Source organism: Streptomyces macrosporus, assembly GCF_039533145.1.
Taxonomy (GTDB): domain Bacteria; phylum Actinomycetota; class Actinomycetes; order Streptomycetales; family Streptomycetaceae; genus Streptomyces; species Streptomyces macrosporus.
Window position 1 is genome coordinate 1 of sequence record NZ_BAAASZ010000043.1, and the last position, 21,624, is coordinate 21,624.

Sequence of the window (21,624 nt, forward strand, 5' to 3'; positions counted from 1 at the left end):
CACCGCCCCGGCAACGACGCAGCAGGTCAGGTGCGGCATTCCGTTAGGAGTTCCAACAGGCCACGAAACCCTGGACCTGCCGGAGGAGCGGCACGAACCCCTCGCTCACCCGGCGTCCCGCCTCGGCCGGATCGGTCACCCCCTCGTACCGCCGGACCACTGCGTGCAAGGCTGATCTCCTCATGGATCGCGGGGTCGTCCTCTGCGGAGACGGCGTATCCGCCGCGGCACGTGCGGCGTACGCGAGGGGTGCGGCAATCACCGGAAGGTGCCCTCACCGGTGATCCGAACGGCGGCTTCCGTCCCCAGTCCGCCATCCACCTGCTGTGAGCGCTGGGTGACGAGGGACCCGACGGGCGATCGAGGCCGTACACGAGCGCGCCATGGCCGCGGCGCCGGCGTGGACCGAGGACCGGGCGGCGGTGATCCGGTACGGCAGCGGCGGCCTCACGCCGGCACCCCCGGTAGGGTGGCCGACCATGCCTGGGACGCGAACGACCACGACGGTCCACATCGAACGGTCCCTGTTCGGGCTCACCGCCGAGGGCAGTCCGGTGGTGTGGACGGACCTCCCGATGGATGGGGCCGACCGGCACAGGCCCTGCCCTCGGCGTTCTCGCGTGTTCCCGGGTGGCCGGCGCCCGGCGGAACCGCCGAGGGCGGCCCAGGGGGCGGTACAGGAAGGCGAGGCCCCCGGGGCACCGCTACCGGGGCGTGGCGTGGACGGCAGCGGCCCGACGCCGTCAGCCGAGGACGTCGAGCAACTCGCGTTCGCGCCGGGCACTGAGACCGGCACGCCGTGCCCGGTTCAAGCCCTGCTCGCGCTCCCAGCGCAGCGTGTCGACCAGCAGCTCCGCCCGGGACCGGTGACGCAGCCCCGCGGCGCGCGCCGCGGACCCGCTCCGGGCCGACCACCCCTCCCAGCCCGGCTTCACCAGCCACATCGGCAGCGACTCGGCCCCCATGTACTCGGCCACGCCGTTGGCGAGCAGCCACGCCGAGTCGGCGGTGACCACCGGACCGGTGTGCCCTCCGACGGCGCGGGACGACTCGATCCACTCCGCGAACGGAACGACCGGACCGACGGCGTCGTACGTGCCGACCCTCCCCGTCTCCGCGGCGTCGAGCAGCCAGGCGGTCAGATCCCGTACATCGACCACCTGGGTCGGCAGGTCCGGCGTGCCGGGAACCAGCATCGGCCCCCGCGGATCACGTGCCGACCGGGCCACCCAGTAGCCGGAGCGTCCACTGCGATCGCCCGGGCCGCCGATGAGACCGGCACGCGCGATGAGGAGGCGGTCGCCCACGGCGGCCACCGACGCCCGCTCGCAGGCGACCTTCGCCTCGCCGTACACCGCGCGGTCCGCCTCGCTCCGGGCGGTCGGAGCGTGAAGAACCGCGGACTCGTCCGCACCCGGCGCGGCATGGGAGGCGTAGGCGCTGATGGAGGAGAGGTATATCCAGTGCCCTGCCCTGCCGCCCAGCGCGCCGAGCGCCCCGCGCACGAAGCCCGGCTGCCATGACACCTCGACGACCGCGTCCCAGTCGCGGTCGAGCAGCGGCGTGTACGCCGACGGATCACGCCGGTCGGCGGCCACCAGCGTCGCCCCGTCCGCGACTGCTCCACTCTCACCGCGAGCCAGACACGTCACCCGATGCCCGCGCCCGACCGCCTGCCGCGACAGCTCCCGCCCCACCCACGCCGTCCCGCCCAGTACCAGAATCTCCATCCCGGCACCCAAGCACCGCGAGCACGGTCCGCCCGAGCGGGTTCACCGACAGCGAACCCGATGCCGCCGACCGACCGTCGATCCCGGTACGTCCAGCGCATCCACCCACCTCGGAAACAGGGAGGCGGGACGGCACGGAAGCCGAGCCTCCTGTGATGTGTCGGCTCCGGGTCAGTGGAGTGGGCGGCAGTCGCCGACGGTTGCTTCCCGTCGCCCGTGCGCTGGTCATGGTGGGGGTGAGGACTGTCCGCCGCCGGCACGGGGGTGAGACGGGCATCGGGGCTCGCCGGCACGGCGCGGTGTATCCCCTGGTGGTTCGCCGACACGAGGCCGGGATGTCGCACCGAGAACCACGGCGGCCGCCCGGCAGCCGCCGCCCCGCGCCGAACCCCTCCGGCCGCCCGGCACCTGTGAAGCGCCGGGCGACCGACAGGGGCCAAGTGCCGCTTCCGTGCCACCGCGAGGTCTCCGCTCGAGGCGTGTGGCGAGGGAAAACGTGTCTGCCGGAGATGACACGCACGAGAGCTCACGGTGGTGGCAGGCGGCATCTGTCGGTGCCGGCGTGCCCGAATCCCGGCACCGGATCCCGGCCCCTTGACCTTCACGGCCGTGGGTTAAAGTCACGGCCGTGACCACCCCATCGCCCGCCGCCGCGGCCTCCCTCTCTCCGGCGACCGTTTCCCTGGACCGCAAGGTGTTCGCCGGCGCCGGCAACTCGTCCACCGGCCAGGTCGGCGGCGCCACGCGCTTCCGGTACCGCGAGGAGGACGGCGTCGTCTGGGCGGAGTACGCGGGCGGCGACATCGTGCGAGGGTTCCTCGTCGGGACACGCCAGGGCGATCGGCTGCACTTCCGCTACACCCACCTCGATGTCGACCGGGCTACCGCCAACGGCGTGTGCGAGAGCCGGATCGTGGTGCTCGCGGACGGCCGTGTGCGTCTCGAGGAGTCGTGGGCCTGGGAGTCGCGCCCCGAGCGAGGGACCAGCGTGGTGGAGGAGGTCCGCGAAGCGGCCTGATCGCGGTGGCTCGTTCCCACCGCCGGTGACGAAGGACGGTTGCGGCGCCTGTCCGGGGGGTCGCGCCCGCCTGTTGCGGGGGCCCGGGGCCGTCGCCGGCCCGGCGCGCGGTCATCGGCGGCCGCGGGCGGTCCGCACGGCCGACGGGAGAAGACCGCCAACGCCGTACACGGCGACCGTGGTCTCCCGGTACGCCGGATGCCGGTGGAACACGGAGCCGACGAGCGAGCGGACGCGGCGGGGCGTCCACCGAACGGTCCAGGTCCTGGAACGCGATGTCCGCGCCTGGAACACCGATCTCGCGTCGCACGTCCGGACCAAGCCGCGGACGGGATCCTCGAACGTCTCGCCGGCTGTCCGGACGGAATTCCCGACCCGGAAGACCAACCGTCACCGTAGGGGTCAATGAGCCCGCCCGGAGAGCGGTGTCGGTTGTTCCGGAGGCTCGTGGACAAGGTGCCGCAGGCGGAAAGGGAGCAGGCCCGGGACGGGGCCGCCCCGGGCCCACCCCCAGATGGGGAACCGGACGGACACCGGCTCGCCAACGCCGGCCCCGAGGGGCGTTCCGTGATCGGGTGACGACGGTGAAGGGGCCGATCCGCCGACCTCCGCGGAGGGAGGGGCGGCACCGCGAGAGTCCCCAACGTCGACCAACTCCCCTTTGTGGCCAACTTCCGCTTGTTGCACGAACCTTGTGAAACAGCAATGAAAAAAGGTTTACTTCGGGCAGACGACAACGGGGGGGACGATGTTGCTGTTGTACACGCATGCCCTGGTTTGGCACAGGGAGGCATGATATGCCTCCCGCGTCATGGGACGTCGCCGCACTGCCGCTGGTCCTGGCCGGGCCGGTGGTCCGCCGGGTCGACGAGAACAGCGCGACCGTATGGGTCGCCCTCAAGGCCCCGCGCAAGGTGACCCTGGAGGTGTACGAGGGCGCCACCGGGGACCCGGCGGCGACGCTGCGGCTCCGGGGCACCCGGGTCACCGCGCGGATCGGCGAGCACTTACACGTCGTCGCGGTCACCGCGACCGGCGACGCCCTGCGGCCGGGGACCCTGCACCGCTACGCGATGCGTTTCGCCGAGGACACCGCCACGCCGACCGCGCCCGCGCCGGCCACCGCGCCGGACCTGTTCGCCGCGGGAGTGGTGGCGGCCACCGTGGAGGAGGCCCGCCGGCGGCTGGTCTACAGCGAGGCCCCCGGCGCGCCCGCCGCGCCCGGCTTCGTCACCCCGCCCGCCACGGTGGACAAGCTGCGGGTGTTCCACACGTCCAACCGCAAACCACACGGCGAGGGCCCGGACGCGCTCTCCCTCCTCGACCAGGTGCTGCGCGCCGACGCGGGGTCGACCGAACGGCGCCCCCAGCAGCTCTTCCTGACCGGCGACCAGATCTACGCCGACGACGTCGCCGAGGCCATGCTGCACCTGTGCACCACCCGGGGACGGGCGCTGCTGGGCCGGGACGAGACCTTCCCCGGCCTCGCCGACCCGGAGCGTGCCCTGCACCCCGGATTCCGCGGCAAGCCGGCGCGGGAGCTGTTCAAGGTCACCGCCCATCGCTGCGACAGTCACCTGCTGCGGTTCTCCGAATTCTGCGCCATGTACCTGCTGGCCTGGTCCGACGTGCTCTGGCCGACCGTGCCGGACGGCCCCGGCGGAGGGCCGGCCACGCTGTTCGCGGAGGTCCATCCGGATGTCGCCGCCGCCCTGGGTGTGCCCGAGGGGGAGCGGCTGCCGGAGGAAGTGGTCGGCCCCGACTACTGGAACGGACTGGACGCGGTACGCAAACGCTTCGTCGGCGAGGCCGGCCGGCTGGACGTCTTCCGGCAGAACCTGGTCGCGGTGCGGCGCGTGCTGGCCAACGTCCCCACGTACACGGCCCTCGACGGCCATGACGTCACCGATGGCTGGTTCGGCACCGCGCGTTCGGTGACCGAGCTGTCCGGCAGCCCGCTCGGCCGCCGGCTGCTGGGCAACGCGCTCGCCGCGTACGCGGTCTTCCAGGGCTGGGGCAACACTCCCGAGCAGTTCGCCGCCGAGGGCCCGGCCGGTGCGCCCGGCCGGACCCTGCTCGCGGCGCTGGCCGCCCCGGACCACACGGCCGACGCGCCCGCCCGGGAGATCGCCCTGCGCACCGGGGTACCGCGCGGCCTGACGGCCGGCTCGGTCGACCGGGAGCCGGGCGCCCTGACCTGGCACTACACCATCGCCTGGCGGGCCCACCAGGTCTGCGTGCCGGACACCCGCACCGACCGGTTCTATCCGGGCGGCCCCGACTCGCCCTCGGCTCTGCTCTACGGCGACCGGCCGTTCGCGGCGATGGTCGACCCGGCCGCGGACACCGGGCTCGACAACATCACCCTGGTGGTGTCCCCGGCACCGGTCGTCGGCCACCCCTACCTCGCCGGCTTCGCCGGCCCCGCCCTGCGCGCGCTGCGCGCGGACGCCGCCGATCTGGTCGCCGACCACGACGGCTGGGGACACCGGAAGCTCGCCTTCGAGGCCCTGGTCGCCCGGCTGCTCACCCGCCCCGGGGCGGACGGCACCGGCGTGCGCCGCCGACGGGTGGTCGCCCTCTCCGGCGACACCCGGTTCGGGTTCGCGGCCCGGCTGTCCTACGAGGCCACCGCGGCCTTCCAACGCCCCGGCACCGGCCCGGTCCGGGGCGTTCTCGCCCAGCTCAACGGCGGACCGGCGCACGACGAGTACGACGGCTCCCTCTTTCTGCACAGCAACGGCTTCCAGGAACGGTCGAAGGCGATCCCGGCCGTGCGGCGGGTCGCCTGGGCCAACCCCGACGAGCAGGTGATCGACGCCGGCCTGGAGCCGGACCCGGCCCGCCCGGGGCGGTTCGTCCGCTGGCGGGCCAAGGGCTTCCCCGCGGTCACCGACATCACCGCCGCGCACACCCTGGAGAGGAACCCGGACTGGCGGTACCGGGTCGACTTCTACCGGCACGAGGACCCGGACCGGCTGCGCCCGCCCACCGGCGCGCCACAGCCGGTCACCTTCCCGCCCGAGGACGCCGCGGTCCGCCGCCGTTCGCTGCGCTGGTACGTCCGGGCAGCCCAGAACCACTCCGGCTACCGCGACCGGTTCGGCGAGGGCAAGCAGTTGGTGGGCCGCAACAACCTCGGCGAGATCCAGTTCGTCTGGAAGGACGGCGACGCCAAGTCCGTCGTCCAGACCCTGTGGTGGCGGATCCCCGGCGAGTCCGAGGGCGCTCCGCTGACCCGGTTCTCAGTGCCGCTGGACGTCGGCCAGCCGCCGTCGCTGCCGGTCGAGAACCTGCCCGAGCTGTACCGCGACCGCAATCTGGAGGAGGGCCAGTTCGACGCCGGCGAGGACCACGACATCCTCGACCTCCAGCGCGACCTGCAGGAGCTGGGCTTCCTGATCGTGTTGGACCGCACCGGCCGCTTCGACCGTTCGGTGCGGTGGGCCGTCCGCGAGCTCCAGACGTACGCCAAGCGCGGCCGGATCGCCCGGGTGGCCGGCGCCTTCACCCGGCTGGCCGCCGCGCCGGGCAGGGCGGATACCACGCTCACCGTGGAGTCCGCGGAGGGCTTCCCCGCGGCGCCCTTCCGCATCCGGGTGGGTTTCGAGAACCTCGAGGTCACCGAGGTCGCCGGCAACCAGTGGACCGTGGTGCGGGCCAAGGACGACACCGGCGCCGCCGCCTACCCCGTGGGGGAGGGCGTCACCTGGCTGCCCCGGGACGTCTCCGTCCCCGACGACCAGCAGTGGTACGGCTACGCCTCCGCCCTGGAGTCGGTCGAGGTCCCCGAGGCCCGCCGCTACACCGGCCAGGTCAGCGGCTGTGTCGACGGCGCGACTCGGGAGATCATCGCCCGCTGGAAGGTCAACCGCTGGCGCTGCCCGGTGGTGGTGGAGTCCTGGGTCGTGAACGCGGCCGGGGCCAAGCAGCGCGTCCAGACGATCGAACGGCGCGCGGCCACCGCCGACGCCCCCGAGCGCCCGGCCCGGCCGGCCGACAACATCTGGCGCTGGGACGACACCACCAACCCCGACGGGGTGCGACTGCGCACGCACGTCCGCGACTTCTCGGACCGCTGGACCAGGCCGGCCGCCCGGCCGGCGGACACCGCGGAGCGCGACCGCTGCACCGCGATCGGCCGGCGCACCACCTACAAGGACCCCCGGGCCGCCGCCGGCGACCCGGCCCGTCCGATGAGCGGCCCGGTGGCACTGCCCGAGCGCAACGACTGCTGGCCGGAGGCGGAAATCCTTCCGGAACGGCTCATCGGCAGGCCGCTCGCGGAGCTACCCGCCCGGACCCTGGCCACCTTCAAGGTGATCCGCGCGGTCGCCGAGGTCGAGGCGCTCGGCTTCTTCGACGCCGTCAACTGCTACGACCACGCCTTCGCCTCACTGGGGTTGTGCCACTGGACGCTCGGGGCGCGCATCTGGCAGCCCAACGTCGCCGGCCGTCCGCCTCGCGAGCAGTGGAACGTCGACGAGGGCGAGCTGTGGGCCTTCCTCGCCTACCTGCGCACCCGTGACGAGGCGGCCTTCAACCAGCTCGTCGGCGACTGCGGCATCGCCCCGGACCGCACCTGGATCGGCGACGGCAAGACCGCGGCGCCGGGCCAGGCCTCGCTGTGGGTGCGGGACCTGCGCAAGTACACCGCCTACGGCACGGCCACCGACCGCACCGGCACCGCCCGTCCGCTCACCGGCTTCACCGCTCCTGCGGGCAGCAACGTGCTGACCTACCGCCGGTACGGAGAGCTGGAGTTCTTCAAGACCTGGCACTGGTTCCACCGGTTCGTCATGGCCGGACGTACGAGCGCGCCGTTCCAGCGGGCCATGTGGGACATGGCCCGCATGCGGCTGCGGGACGTCCTGTCCACCCCGTGGAACGCCCCCGGCGCCGCCGCCGACAACCCCGCCCCGATGGACCCGGGCGTCACCGTCGGCGACGTCTTCCGCTCCGAGAAGACCATCGCCCTGGTGCACCGGTGGCACGTTTTCTCCCCCGCCAACGTGGCCCGCGACGGCAGCACCGGGGTCGCCGCGACGGCCCTCCAGCGGGTCGTGGTCACCGCCCGGACCAACCGTCCCGATCTGGTCTGGGGCACGAATCCGCGGCCATGGACAGCCGACCACCAGGAGGCGCTCGCGGCCGCCATCCTGGAACGCTGCCCCGACCCGGTGCCGGCCGCCGGCATCGCCCCCGCGGACGACGACCCCACCGACGCCGAGGTTCCCCAGCCCGCCGAGCCCCACCCCGCGCATCACGGCGGCCACCGGCACTCCCGCGACCCGGGCCACACGCTGCGCTACGTCGAGGACTGGCCGTACTGGTACGCGCCGACCGCGACCCCCGCCGAGCAGCAGGCGCGCAACCCGCGCGACTACACCCTGCCCCTCGGCGACCTCGCCGCGGACCAGGCCACGCTCCGCACCGAACCCGACTTCCAACTCGACACCGACGGCCTGCCGGCCTAGACGGGACCACGCCATGACCGACGCCCTGCCCGCCCTGCCCGGGGCCGCGGATCCCGGGGACGGCAACGCTCAGGCCCTCCTCGTCCGCGAGGTCGAGCGGTTGCTGCAGCCGCTGCTCGACGCCGCCGGAGACGACTGGCAACTCGACGCCCTGCTCGACGCCCTCGGCTGGGACCTCACCGCGCTCCCCGGCACCGGGGCCGACCTCACCGACTGGCTCGAACACGTCACCGCCGCCGTCGGCGACATCACCGGCCTGCTGGAGGACCCCCCGGACTCGCTGGAGGACCTGGGACGGGTGCTGTCCGCCACCTCCGCCGCCTTCTCCGCCGTCCGCGGTCTTCCGCCCGCGCTCGCCGCCCTCGACGCCGAGGCGTTGGCCCGCGACCTGATGGACCATCTGGTGATCGCCTATCTGGTCCGCCACCACCCGGTGCTCCACCAGGTGCTGGTGCTGCTGGGGGTGGTGGTCACCGCGGAGGACGCCGACCCCGAGCCGGGGCTGATCGTGGACGGGGTGCCGCTGCGCCGCCCCCGGGCCCGTTCCCGGGTGTACCCCGAACGGCTGGTCGACCTGGTCTCCGACCCCGTCGGCACGCTCCGCGCCCGGTACCTGCCGAACGGACTCGCCACCGAGGCGGACGCCGACACCCTGGCCGACCTGCTGCTGCCCCGGCTCGGCGCCCTGCTGCACGCCCTCGGCGTCACCGCGCTGATCGGCGTGCCCGACCTGGACGACGACACGGACCTGGACGCCAACAGCATCGCGCTGGGCCGCCGCATGCTCACCCTGTCCCACAAGGTCGGCGGGGCGTCGCTCGGCGCGGAGCTGGGCCTCACCCTGGCCCTGGCCTCGGAGGAGACCGGCGGCCTCGGTGTCGTGCTGGTGCCCAGCGGCGCGGTCGCCGTCGATCAGCTGCTGGGCCGCTGGGGCCTGCACGTCGACCTCTCCGCGGCCGGCCCCGGCCTGGCCGTCGGACCGCGGGGCGTCACCCTCTCCGACGACGCGCTCGGCCATGTCGGCCTGCGCGCCGAGCTGCGCACCGTGCGGGACGGCCACCCCGCGCTGCGGCTGGGCTCCGCAGAGGGCACCCGGCTGGAGATCGGCGCGGTCCGCGTCTGGCTGGCCGCCGAACTCGACGCCACCGCCGAGGACGGCCCCACCCCCACCCCCGCCGAACTCCTCGACCGCGCCGACCTCGAGATCGGCGCCGCCGCCGAGAAGGCCGCCCTGGTGGTGGCGCCCGGGGACGGCGACGGCTTCCTGGCGAGCGTCCTGCCCGCCGAGGGGCTGCGCGCCGAGTTCGACTCGGGCCTGGTCTGGTCCCGGCGCAAGGGCCTGCACGTCCACGGTTCCGCCGGACTCGCCGCCGAGCTGCCGGTCCACTTCCGCCTCGGGCCGCTCGAGGTCCAGGGCATCCAGCTCGGCCTGACCGCCGGTGAGGACGGCCTGCGCGCCGTCGTCACCGGCACCGCCCGCCTCGCCCTCGGCCCGGTCACCGCCACCGTCGAACGAATGGGGCTGTCCGCCGGGCTCTCTCCCGCCCCCGGACGGGACGGCAACCTCGGCGCGCTCTCCCTCGGCGCCGGCTTCGAGCCGCCCCGGGGCGCGTCGTTGAGCATCGCGGCCGGCCCGGTGACCGGCGGCGGCCACCTCTTCTTCGACCCTGACCAGGAGCAGTACGCGGGAGCGCTGGCGCTCCAGCTCCAGGGCATCGCGCTCAAGGCCGTCGGCCTGCTCACCACTCGGATGCCGGGCGGCGAGGACGGCTTCTCCCTGCTGGTGATCGTCAGCACCGAGTTCACCCCCGTGCAGCTCGGTTTCGGCTTCACCCTCAACGGCGTGGGCGGCCTCATCGGCGTCAACCGCAGCGTCAACGTGGACGCGCTGCGCGCCGGACTGCGCACCGGGGCGCTGGACTCCGTGCTCTTCCCGAAGGACCCGCTGGGCCGGGCCGCCGAGCTGGTCGGCACCCTCGGCGCCGTCTTCCCCGCCACTCCCGGACGGCACGTCGTCGGCCCGATGGCCCGCATCGGCTGGGGCACCCCCACCCTGCTCACCATCGACGTCGGGCTGCTGCTGGAACTGCCCGCCCCGCTGCGCCTCGCCCTGCTCGGCCGCCTCCACCTGGCCCTGCCGACCGAGGAAGAAGCCGTGGTGGTGGTCAACGTCGACATCCTCGGCACCATCGACTTCGACCGTGCCCGGGCCGCCGTCGACGCCTCGCTGCGCGACTCGCGGATCGCCGGCTTCGCTCTCACCGGCGACCTGGCGATGCGCGCCGACTGGGGCGAGAAGCCCGCCTTCGCGATCTCCGCGGGCGGTTTCCACCCCCGCTTCCAGCCGCCGGCCGACTTCCCGCAGTTACGCCGCCTGGCGCTCTCGCTGCTGAACGGGGACAACCCGCGGATCCGGCTGGAGGCCTACGTCGCGCTCACCTCCAACACCGTCCAGTTCGGCGCCCGGCTGGAGCTGTACGCGGCGGCACTGGGCTTCAGCGTCCAGGGCATGCTGTCCTTCGACGCGCTGGTGCAGTTCGAGCCGTTCGGCTTCGCCGTGGACATGGCCGGGTCCTTCGCGCTCAAGCGGGGCCGTACCAACATCATGGCGGTCCGGGTGGACGTCGCCTTGTCCGGGCCACGTCCCTGGCACGCCCGCGGCCGGGCACGCTTCGAGATCCTCTTCTTCAGCGGGGAGATCTCCTTCGACCGCACCTTCGGCAGCAGCGCGCCCCCTGCCGAGCTTCCCGCCGCCGTCGAGGTCGTCGCGCTGCTGGAGGCCGCCCTCGCCGACCCGAGGAACTGGACGGCCCAGCTTCCCGGCGCCGGCAACAGCGTGGTGACGCTGCGGGAGATCCCGCACGAGGAGGGCGTGCTGCCGGCCCATCCGCTGGGCTCGCTCGCCGTCACCCAGCGGGTGGTGCCCCTCGACGTCACCCTCGACCGCTACGGCCAGGCCCCGGTGAGCGGGCCGGACAGGCTGACCATCACCGCGGTGACCGTGCGCGGCGCCCCGGACGCGGACGCGGAACCGCTGGTCACCACCGAGACCCGGGAGTACTTCGCGCCCGCCCAGTTCCGGGAGCTCGGCGACGACGAGAAGCTGGCCCGGCCGTCCTTCGAGGAGCTTCCCGCCGGGCGCACCGCGGCCCGCGCCAAAGGGCCGGGGCGCGACCGCGGCGGGCTGGTGCAGGCCGAGGTCGACTACGAGGAGGTGCTGGTCGACGGCGCCGCCGGCGCCGCCCCGGCCGCGCTGCGCGCCGCCGCCCTCGCCGCACCCGCCGCACCCGGCTCCGGTGTCCTCGCCGGGCCGGCCCTGTCGTCCCGCACGGCGGCCTCACCCGCCGCCCGCGCCGCCGCGCGCCGCTCGGGCAAGGCCCGCTTCGCCGCGTCCGCCCGCCGCCTCCGGGTGCACGACACCGGCTACGCGGTCGACGGCGCCACCGCCGCTGCGGCCCGCGGTCCGGCCGCCGCGAGCACCACGGCACCCCGTCCGGCAGCCACCACCTGGACCGAGGCCGACGAGTTGCGCCGCACCCTGCTGCGCGACGCGGCGCCCCGACCCGGAGCCGTGCAGGCCGTCGCCCACCCCAGCACCGACCCCGCGACCGCCGCGCTGCGGATCATCGCGGTTCCCGGAGGAGACCGATGACCGGCGGCCTGACATTTCTGTCCTGGGTACGCGAGGGACTGGGCGCCGACGGCGGTGCCCCCGACCCGCTCGACGGCTCGCTGCCCGCCCGTACCACCGTCACCCTTCACCCCCGCGTCAACGACCGTGCCGAGCTGTCCGTATCCGCCCGGCTCTACGGCCCGGGCGACGTCACCGGCCTCGATCCGCACCAGATCCTGCGGACCTTCCCGGCCCCCGGGACCCCGGACGCCCAACCGCACCTCTTCGCCGCGATCGAGTTCGACCGCCCCGACCTGCCCTGGATGTTCAGCACGGCCGCCCCGGACGACCAGGGGAGGCTGCGCCCCTGGCTGGTCCTGGCCGTGGTGGAGGAGGAGCGCGCCTCGCTGGAGCCGGACCCCGGCGGCGGCCTGCCCCGGCTGACCTGCGACCCGGCCGACCTGCCCGACCTCGCCGAGTCCTGGGGATGGGCGCACGCCCAGGTCGTCACCGACGGCGACCTCGGCGACGAGGCCATCGACGCGCTGCTCACCGACGCCCCCGACCACACCCTGTCCCGCCTGCTGTGCCCGCGCCGCCTCGCACCCGGCACGAGCTATCTCGCGGCGGTGGTACCCGCCTTCGAGGCGGGCCGGCTGAGCGGCCTGGGCCGTGAGCTGCCGGAGGCCGACCGCGACGCGCTGCGGCCCGCCTGGCCACCGTTGGAGGCCACGCGGCCGTGGCAACTGCCGGTCTACCACCACTGGCGGTTCACCACCGGCCTGGACGGCGACTTCGAATCGCTGGTCCGCAACCTCACGCCGCGGGCCCTGCCCGGCCGGGTCGGCACCCGGCCGCTGGACGTCGGCCGAGCCGGCAACGGCCTGCCCGAGCTGCCGGACGGCGCCCCGGGCCGGATCGTCGACCTCGAGGGCGCGCTGCGCACCGCCGGCACCGAACCGCTGCCCTGGCACGCCGCCACCGCCCGCGGCTTCGCCGAGGCGTACACCGAGATCCTGGACGGCTCCAGCCCCGGCGCCGCCACCGGGACCGACGCCGACCCGGAGCTCACCCCGCCCGTCTACGGCGCCGCCCAGGCCGGCGGCCGGGCGGCCGTCGCCCCGAACGGCGGGACGAAGCTGCCCGGTTCCGGCTCCGGCCCGTACTGGCTCCGCGAGATCAACCTCGACCCCCGGCACCGGGTGGCCGCGGCGCTCGGCGGCGAGGTCGTCCGCCGTCACCAGGAGGACCTGGTCGCCGCCGCCTGGGACCAGGCGGCCGAGATCCGCCGCGCCAACGACGCGCTGCGCCAAGGCCAGTTGGCCCGCACCGTCGCCGACAGCCTGCACCGCAGGCTCGCCGGGCCCGCCGGCGACGACCGGGCGGACGCCCGACTGCTCCAGATCACTGCCGCGGCCCGGGCCGCGGTCGCCTACGGGGCGGGCACCGTCGCGGGCGAGACGGCCCGCAACCAGGAGGCCGCGGCCGCGCTCTCCCCGGCCTTCCGCAAGCTGCTGAGGCCCGGCGGCCCGCTCACCGCGAAGACCGGCACCGGGGCCGACGGCACCGCGGCGGCGCTGGCCGGACAGCTGACCCGCCGCCAGGCCACCGCCACGCCCGAACCGGCGCCTCCCGCGGGCAGCATGGGTGTCGAGGACCTGCCCGGCAGCGAGACCTTCACCCGGCTCACCCCGGACCGGCTCACCCGGCGCTGGTGGGAGCAGGACATCCCGGGCCCGACGGAACAGCCCGCCCCGGCCGTTCCGGGCATCCGCTTCGTCGGCGCGGCGATGCCCACCCGGGTGTTCGTCACCACCACCGACGGCCGGGTGATGTCCCGCTTCACCTCCTCCCAGGGCACGGTCGGCTGGACCGACCACGGCACTCCGCCCGGCACCACCGCCGAGTCCGCGCCGGCCGGCGTCCGCGATCTGCACGCCTTCGTGACCGGCGCCAACGGGCGGCTCTACCGGCTCGGCTGGGACGGCGACCGGTTCGCCTGGCACGACCACGGCACCCCGTCGAGCGGAGCCCTCAACCGCTGGTGGCGGCTGTCCGCGGTGTCCCGCGACTCCCGCCCGAGCGGCACGCTGATGCGGACCGGCACCTACGACAGCGTGTACGCCGTCAACACGGCCGGCCGGCTCGTCGAGCTGAAGACGTACGACGGGGACACCTGGAGCTGGTCCCAGATCGGCGTCCCCGGCGGCGCCAACGTCACCAACCCCACCGACCTGCACGGAAGTCCGTTCGTCCTGGCCCCGTTCAAACTGTCCGCGGTGGGCACCAACGGGCGGCTCTACTTCTACGGTTGGAGCGAGGGCGTCTGGAGCTGGCAGGAACTGGGCGCGCCCTCCGGCTGGGGCTTCATGTCGGACCAGCCGCCGGTACCCGGCTCGGGCCTGCTCCAGTACATGGTCAAGGCGGCCGACGGCCTGCTGTACACCTACCAGATCACCAACCTGTTCCCGGGCTGGAAGCCGTTCCGCTCGGACGTCGGGTTCTGCCTCGGCGCCATCGGCACCAACCGCGGTGTGGTCAGCAGCAACTACTCCACCGTACTGATCTACACCATCGGCTCGGGCTGGGCCGAGGTCGGCGGCCGGGCCCCGGTCTCCGGCAACCAGGCCCTGCGCGGCATCGTCCAGGGGACGGTGGTCTGGGCGGTGGGCGACGGCCGGCTGCTGCGCCTGGACACCGCCGCGGCCCACCCCGCCTGGGAGGACCTGGGGGGCCCGGCCTTCGGCGGCGCCGGCGCCCCGGACGCCGCGCCGGCCCGCCACATCCGCTGGCGGCCCCGGCTGGGCTTCCGCTCCAACCTGCTCATCGGCCACATGGACAACCCCGGCGGCCCCAACCGCGCCCACCTGCGGATCGGCCGCAACACCGACTTCGACGCCCGGGTCGCCGACGGCTGGCAGGCCCCGCAGGCCCTGCCGGTGAACGGGATCAACGACAACGTCCAGGGCTTCGCGATCGCCTGCACCGACCTGAACGTGCCCGACCCGAACAACCCGCGCCCCGACCTGCTGGTCTTCTGGATCCAGGACCATCCGCTCGGCAACTTCGGCAACTACGTGATAGGCCGCGACCTCTCCGCGACGGGCGCCCCCGCGAGCTGGACCGAACCGCAGCGGCTGCCCGTCCCGATGTCCACCCTCTACGGCTCCTCCGGCGCGCTGACCGCCTCCTATCCGGTGGAGTGCGGCACCGCGACCCTGGCCGTCCTGGACGGCGACAACCGCCAGGAACTGATCGTGGTGTATGCCGCCGGAACGCCCGGCAACCGGCGCCTGTTCCTGCGGATCGGGTGGTGCTTGGACCCGGACTCCGGCAAGGTCACCCGCGGCTGGAGCGACTCGGTGGAGGTGCCCTGGCCCGGCCGGCCCTCGGACTCCGCGCCGCCCATCGCGGGCATGGCCGTCGCCGTCGCCGACCTCGACGGCGACCTGCGGCCCGAACTCGTCGTGCTGCTGATGGAGCGGACCGCCTCCGGCGTCACCCCCTCCTACCGGATCGGCTGGAACGTCAACGCCCGCGGCACCGTCACCGGCCGGGCGAACGGCGAGCGGTGGAGCGGTGTGCGCAGCGTGCCCGGCGGCTTCGGCTCCCGGGTCGCCGGCGCCGGACTCGCCGTCGCCGACTTCTCCGGCAGCCTCCAGCCGGACCTGCTGGTCTTCGCGATCGAGGACCTCGACACGGAGGCCGACCGGGAGAACCGGGCCTGGTACCGGGTCGGCACCGACGTCGAGAACGGCACCCCGCGCTTCTGGTCCGACCTGCTCCCGGCGCACCCGGGCGGCTGGTACGGCTGGTACAACCAAGGCGCAGCGGTCTGCGTGGCCGACCTGCCCGGCGACACCCTCGCCCGCAAGCGGAAGATCGCCGACAACTTCCGCACCGCCGCCACCCGCCACCAGAACGCGCTGCTGGCCGCGCAGCGCCGCGCCGAGCAGGAGGACGAGGCGGCCCTGCGACTGAGCGGCCTCGCCGAAGCCGTCCACGAGGCACTCGCCCCCGAACGCACCGTCACCGCGCGCGTCACCGGCCGGCTGGCCGGCGCGGAACTCGCCGACGCCGGCCTGACCGACCCGCTCAACCCGCTGCTCGCCCCGCCGGTCTTCCCGCAGCCCACGGCGGAACTGCTCACCGAACTCGGGCAGGACCACCTGCTGCCCGGCGTCCAGGAGATCCCCGCCGACACGGTCACCCTGCTGCGCACCAACCCGGCGTTCGTCGAGGCGTTCCTCACCGGCGCCAACCACGAACTCGGACGCGAACTGCTGTGGCGGGGCTTCCCCACCGACCGCTCCGCCACCTCCTTCCGACACTTCTGGGACGCCCGCGGCACGGTGCCGCCGGGCCAGGAGGAGCCGGACGTCCCGCCGCTCGCCGAGTGGCCGCGCCGCGCCCGGCTCGGGTCGATCGCGGTCGGGCCGTCGGGCGGGGAGGAGCTGGTGCTGCTGGTCCGCGGCGAACTCGTCCGCCGTTTCCCGTCGCTGGGCCTGCACGCCCGGCGGGCGCTGCCGCCCGACACCCCGGGAGGGCCGCGCAGACTCGGCGCCGACCGGCTGGAGCCGGTCTTCCTCGGCCGGCTCGACCCGGACATCCTCTACGCGGGCTTCCCGATCACCGTCGCCGACGCGCGCGGAGGCGACCCGGCCGCGGGCGGCGACCCGGGCTGGTTCCTGGTCTTCGAGGAGCACCCCGGCGCGCCCCGGTTCGGGCTCGACGTGCCGCCCCGCGACGCCGTCCACGGCACCGTGCCCGCCACCTGGCGGGACATCAGCTGGGCCTCGGTCGTCCCGGACGCCGGGACACTGGACCGACTCGTCCACGCCCCGCTCGCGGTTCCCTTCGGCACCCCGGCCCGGCCGCTGCGCACGCCGCGGCACGCCGGTGAGACCGTGCCCGAGGTCACCTGGGCCCACAACTCGGCCCATCTGGCCCACATCACCCTGCAACAGCCCGCGCGGGTCGCCTTCCACGCCTCCGACCTGCTGCCCGGCTTCGGCGCCGGACGCCGCGTCACTCACGTCCGCAAGCGCGAACCCGGCAGCGACCGGGTCCGGGTGCGGGAACTCGCCGGGCAGCACCCGGACGGCACCTGGTGGCGGTTCACCGCGGCCCAGGTGATCGCCGCCATCCAGGCCCGGGAGAGCTTCTACGTCGAACTCCACCCCGGCCACCGGGTCGCCGTGCGGGTCGCCCACGACGCCGACGGCCGCCCCCACCTGCGCACCGAGGGCGACGCCGACACCGGCGACAACCTGCTCTCGCTGCCCCCGATCCCGCCCGGCTCCGGGCTGCCCCCGCAGTACGCCGAGCCCACCGACACCACCCTCCGGACCACCTTGGACGGTCATGCCTGAGACACCCTGGACCCTGTCCACCCAGTATCCGGTGCTGCTGCTGCCCGTCCGGCTGGAGACCCGCTTCACCGCCGACCAGCTGCTGGTGCGGATCTACCCCGACGAGTTGCACATCGACACCCACGAACCGCCGCTGACCGCCGACGAGGTGGGCTGGGGCCGGCACTACTGGAACGCCATGTGGTCGGCGGGCAACGACCCCGACGCCGCCCCCGAGGTCGTCGCCGCCGCCGAGAAGGCCGCCTGGGACGAACTCTCGGGCCGCTACGGCGCCGAGCGCGCCGCGTGGATCGCCCGTGTCCTGGAACCGCTCGGCTTCGACGGCGGAGCCGGACCGGGCCCCGTCTTCCCGGAGCTCGGCCCGCCGCGCACCGGCACCTGGACGCGGCGGGCCGTGGCCCGCGCGCTGCCCACCCGCTGGCACGTCACCGGCTACCCGCTGGCCGCCGGGCAGGCGCCGGTGCGCGTCACCGCCGCGAACCCCGTCCCCCGTCCGCTCCCCGTCGGTCCCGCCCCCGACAGCGTGCTCCCCGACGACCCTGCCGAGCCGCCCGTCGACGACGCCACCCGCTGGCTGGTGGACTTCACCGAGGCGGAGGCCGTCGGCATGGCCGTCCGGCTGCCCCGCAGCGTGGGCGGCACGGCCGGCTACCGCCGGCTGGTGGTCCACGGCGTCCTGGAGACCGCCGCCCCGGACACCGCCGCGGACGAGCTCAACGCGCTGCTGGAGGCCCAGTACCACACTCGCGGCCTCGGCTTCGTGCCGCCGGGCGCGGCGAGCAACAACACCGCCACCGCCACCTCGGCGCACAGCCGCACCGACCCCGCCCGCCGCGCCGCCCTTCAGGTCCGGCACGGCGACTCGGCCCGCGGTGTGCCGGACACCGCCGCCGGGCTGCTGCACCGCGCCCTCGGCCTGAGCCCCGCGGCGCCCGGGGGTGTCGGCGCTCCGCGCGCCGGCACCTCCGGCGCCCTCGCTCGAGCGCACTTCGGCGACCGCACCGACGAGCGCGCCGTGCGCGCCGTCTCCACCGCCCTGTGGGGCGCCACCTGGGGCAGCCTCCTCACCCAGCTCACCGCCGGACGATTCGGCGACGCCGCGATCCGCGGCGCCCGCGAGCACCTGATCGAGTACGTCCGCCCCGGCGGCCCGCTGCCCACGCTGCGGATCGGCAACCAGCCGTACGGCGTGCTGCCGGTGCTGCCACTGGCCCGCTGGACCGACCTGGAGGGCCCCTCGTACGGCAGGCACCGCCTCGACCCGGCGGTGGTCACGTTCCTGCGCCGGCTGCGCAGCGCCGTCTGGGAGCCGGCCGCCGCCGACACCGCGGCCGTGCCCCGGGTCACCCGCGGCACCCAGCCCGACGAGACCATCGCCCGCATCCTGGCGATGGCGCCCACCGCCCGGCGGATCTTCGGCCGCAGCGCCCTGGGCGCCGAGTACGTCACCGCGTTGTGGCGCTTCGGCGAACTCCTCCTCAACGACCGCTGGCGCGACCGGCTCACCGGCGCCGCGGACGCGCTCGCCCGGCGCTTCGGCATCGCCCCGTTCGACGTCCGGCTGGCCAAGCTGGTGTTCGCCACCGAATCGTTCCCGCTGGACGCCCCCTGGGTGCAGGCCCCCGAGACCGTCCCGGGCGGGCGGCCCGCCGAGTACCTCGCCGCGCTCGGCCGCTCGGGCCGCAGTCCGGCCGAGGTGCTCGCCGCCCACGACCTGGGCCCCGCCGCCACCACGCCGCTGCTCTACCGCCTCGCCCGGCACTCGCTGCTCGTGGAGTACGGCACCGCCGCCTCCCGCATCTTCGGCGACGGCCTCGGCGCCGGTCTGGAGCCCGAACTCGTCGGCCTCGACGAGCAGGTGCCCACCCCCACCCTGCGCAGCAGGCTCGAAAAGAACGTTCCCGGCACCACCACCCGCGCCGGCGCCTGGATCACCGGTGCCGGCGCGGCCGACGCCCGCGCCCGTGACGTCACCGAGACGACCGCCGCGCTGCGTACCCTCTCCACCGTCGACCCCGCGGACCTGGAGCGGCTGCTCGCCCAGCACCTGGACACCGCCTCCCATCGCCTGGACGCCTGGCTCACCTCGCTGGCCACCAAGCGCCTCGCCTGGCTGCGCCGGCCCGCCGCCCAGGGCGGCAAGACCGGCGGTGTCCACCTCGGCGGCTACGGCTGGGTCACCGACGTCACCCCGCGCGGCACGGCGCCCACCCCGGTGCCCGCCGACCGCAGGCCCCGGGGCGAGACCGGCCCGCTGCTCGCCGCGCCCTCCGGCACCCCCGGCCCGATCCTGGCGCCGTCCCTCGCCCACGCCACCACCGCCGCCGTGCTCCGCGCCGCCCAGCGCGCCCACGGCGACCGCCCGGACAGCCCGTTCGCCGTCGACCTCACCTCGGAGCGGGTCCGCACCGCCGCCTGGATCCTGGACGGCGTGCGCCAGGGCCGGCCGCTGGGCGCGTTGCTCGGCGCCCGGCTGGAACGGGCCCTGCAGGACCACCCGCTGCCCGCCCTCGCCTCCTGGACCGACCGCTTCCGGGAGCTCGCCCCGATCCGCGCCACCAGCCTCGGCACCGACGGCACCGCGACCGAGACGATCCCCGCCCACGACCTGGTCGACGGCCTCGCGCTGCACCGGCGCCGCCGGGCCGGCCGGCTCGACCTGGTCCGGGACGTCGGCGTCCCGCCCGAGTCCACGGCCGAACTCACCGCGCTCACACAGGTGCTGGACCACCTCGCCGACGCCGTCGACGCGGTCGCCGACACCCTGCTCGCCGAGGGCGTCCACCAGGCCGCCCTCGGCAACCCGCTGCGCGCCGGAGCGACCCTCGACGCACTGGCCAACGGCGAGGCCTCGCCGCCCGAGCCGGAGGTCCTGCGCACGCCGCGCACCGGGGACGCCGTCACTCACCGGGTCGTGGTCCTGCTCGACGACACCCCCGCCGACCCGGCCCGCTGGCCCGCGACCGACGCCGACCGGGCGGTGCAGGCCCGCGCCGCCGCCGAACCCGCCCTCGACGGCTGGCTCTCCCGGCTGCTGCCCGCCCCCGCCGACACCACCGTCACCGCCCTGCTGGACGACGGCACCGCCGTCCCGTTCTCCCTCGCCGGGCTGCCGCTCTCCCCGCTCGACTGGGTGGCCCTGGCCCCCGAGGCCCTGCCCGACCCGGCGGCGCCCGCCGGGGCCGCGCTGGAAGGCACCGATCTGGCGGCCCACCTGCTGCGGCATGCCGCCGAGCTGCCCGCCGTCGCCGGACGGACCGTCACCGGGCTGAACGTCACCGGGCTCGCCGCCCTGCTGGAGACCGCCCGGGCCGCTCGCGACCTGCTGCGCTCCGCCCGGCCGCTCGCCCCGGCCGACCTCACGCTGCCCGAACACGCCCCGGACGGCCCGCAGCCCCCCGATCCGGCGCGGGCGGCCCGCGTGGCCACGGTCGTCGGCATCCTCACCGCCGCCCTCGCCGACACCGGGCAGACCACCGACTCGGCCCGGCTGCGCACCGGGCTGCTCGCGGCGAGCCTGCTCGGCGTGCCGGGCGTGGTACCGCCCCCGGCACCGCCCGCGGGCGCCCCCGCGGACCGCGCCGCCGCCCACCTCGCCGCGCTGACCGCGCTCGCCCAGGTGGCCCGGGCCGAGCTGGCCCGCCGCCGCCAGGCGGTGGTCGCCGCCGTGACGGACCGCGAGCGGCTCACCGCCGCCCTCGGCCCCGATCTGCCGCTCCTCCCGGCCTTCACGCCCGCCACCGCGATCCCCGCCACCCATCCGGATCTCACCGCCTCCCTGGCGGCGAGCACCGAACTGCAGGGCGGCGACCCGCACGCCGCTGCCGGGCACCTCACCGCGCTGGCCCGGGTGCGGCGCGGCATCGACCGGCTCACCACCTCGCTCGGCTATGCGGAGGCCCTCGCCACCGGCGAGACGCTCACCGTCGGTGTCGCCCAACTGCCGTACCAGGAGGGCGACCGCTGGGCGGCGCTGCCCGCCGTCGGCGGCGGCAGCCCCGGAAACCGGCTGGCTCTCGTCCTCCACAGCCCCGGGGGAACCCCCTCCCTGGACGGGCCGGTCCGCGGCCTGCTGATCGAGGAGTGGACCGAGGTCGTCCCGCGCACCACCGAGACCGCCGCTCTCGCGGTCCACGCCGACAGCCCGGACTCCGCACCGCCGCAGGCGCTGCTGCTGGCCGTGCCGCCGGACGGCCGGGCGCAGTGGGACCCCGACCTGCTCACCGAGACCGTCGTCGAGGCACTCGACCTGGCCCGACTGCGCGCGGTCGACCTGGAGGCGCTGCACCCCGTGGACCCGGACGCGCTCACCGACATCGGCCAGTTGCTGCCCGCCGCGGTGTTGGCCACCAACACCGAGTCGACGGACACCGCCACCACCGACCTCACCCGGGGACTGCCCCGATGACCCGTA

The 21,624-nt window shown here is 75.4% G+C and carries 7 protein-coding genes; 5 read left to right on the forward strand and 2 right to left on the reverse strand.

The window, feature by feature from the left end; all coding sequences use genetic code 11:
- Positions 1-43 precede the first annotated feature (43 nt).
- Positions 44-169 carry a hypothetical protein gene (locus ABD335_RS27360; RefSeq protein ID WP_344328307.1) on the reverse strand — a complete coding sequence of 42 codons (126 nt, stop codon included), beginning with the start codon at positions 167-169 and terminating at the stop codon, positions 44-46.
- Positions 170-743: 574 nt separating this feature from the next.
- On the reverse strand, positions 744-1,730 hold the full coding sequence (locus ABD335_RS27365; protein WP_344328309.1) for an NAD-dependent epimerase/dehydratase family protein: 987 nt from the start codon (positions 1,728-1,730) through the stop codon (positions 744-746).
- Positions 1,731-2,358: 628 nt separating this feature from the next.
- Between ABD335_RS27365 and ABD335_RS27370 the strand changes: the two genes are divergently transcribed.
- From ABD335_RS27370 to ABD335_RS27390, 5 genes are all read left to right on the forward strand, one after another.
- A complete protein-coding gene (locus ABD335_RS27370) occupies positions 2,359-2,748 on the forward strand; it encodes an avidin-fold protein (protein ID WP_425583766.1) in 390 nt (129 codons plus the stop codon).
- Positions 2,749-3,545: 797 nt separating this feature from the next.
- Positions 3,546-8,225, forward strand: coding sequence for a peptidoglycan-binding domain-containing protein (locus ABD335_RS27375; RefSeq protein WP_344328310.1), 4,680 nt, complete (start codon positions 3,546-3,548; stop codon positions 8,223-8,225).
- A 13-nt stretch (positions 8,226-8,238) separates the two neighbouring features.
- Positions 8,239-11,877, forward strand: coding sequence for a DUF6603 domain-containing protein (locus ABD335_RS27380; RefSeq protein ID WP_344328313.1), 3,639 nt, complete (start codon positions 8,239-8,241; stop codon positions 11,875-11,877).
- Entirely contained in the window at positions 11,874-17,210 is a 5,337-nt protein-coding gene (locus ABD335_RS27385) for a DUF3892 domain-containing protein (protein WP_344328314.1), read from the forward strand. Before ABD335_RS27380 ends, ABD335_RS27385 begins: the two co-directional genes overlap by 4 nt.
- Positions 17,203-21,618, forward strand: a complete 4,416-nt coding sequence (locus ABD335_RS27390; protein ID WP_344328316.1) for a hypothetical protein — start codon at positions 17,203-17,205, stop codon at positions 21,616-21,618. Before ABD335_RS27385 ends, ABD335_RS27390 begins: the two co-directional genes overlap by 8 nt.
- Positions 21,619-21,624: the final 6 nt, after the last annotated feature.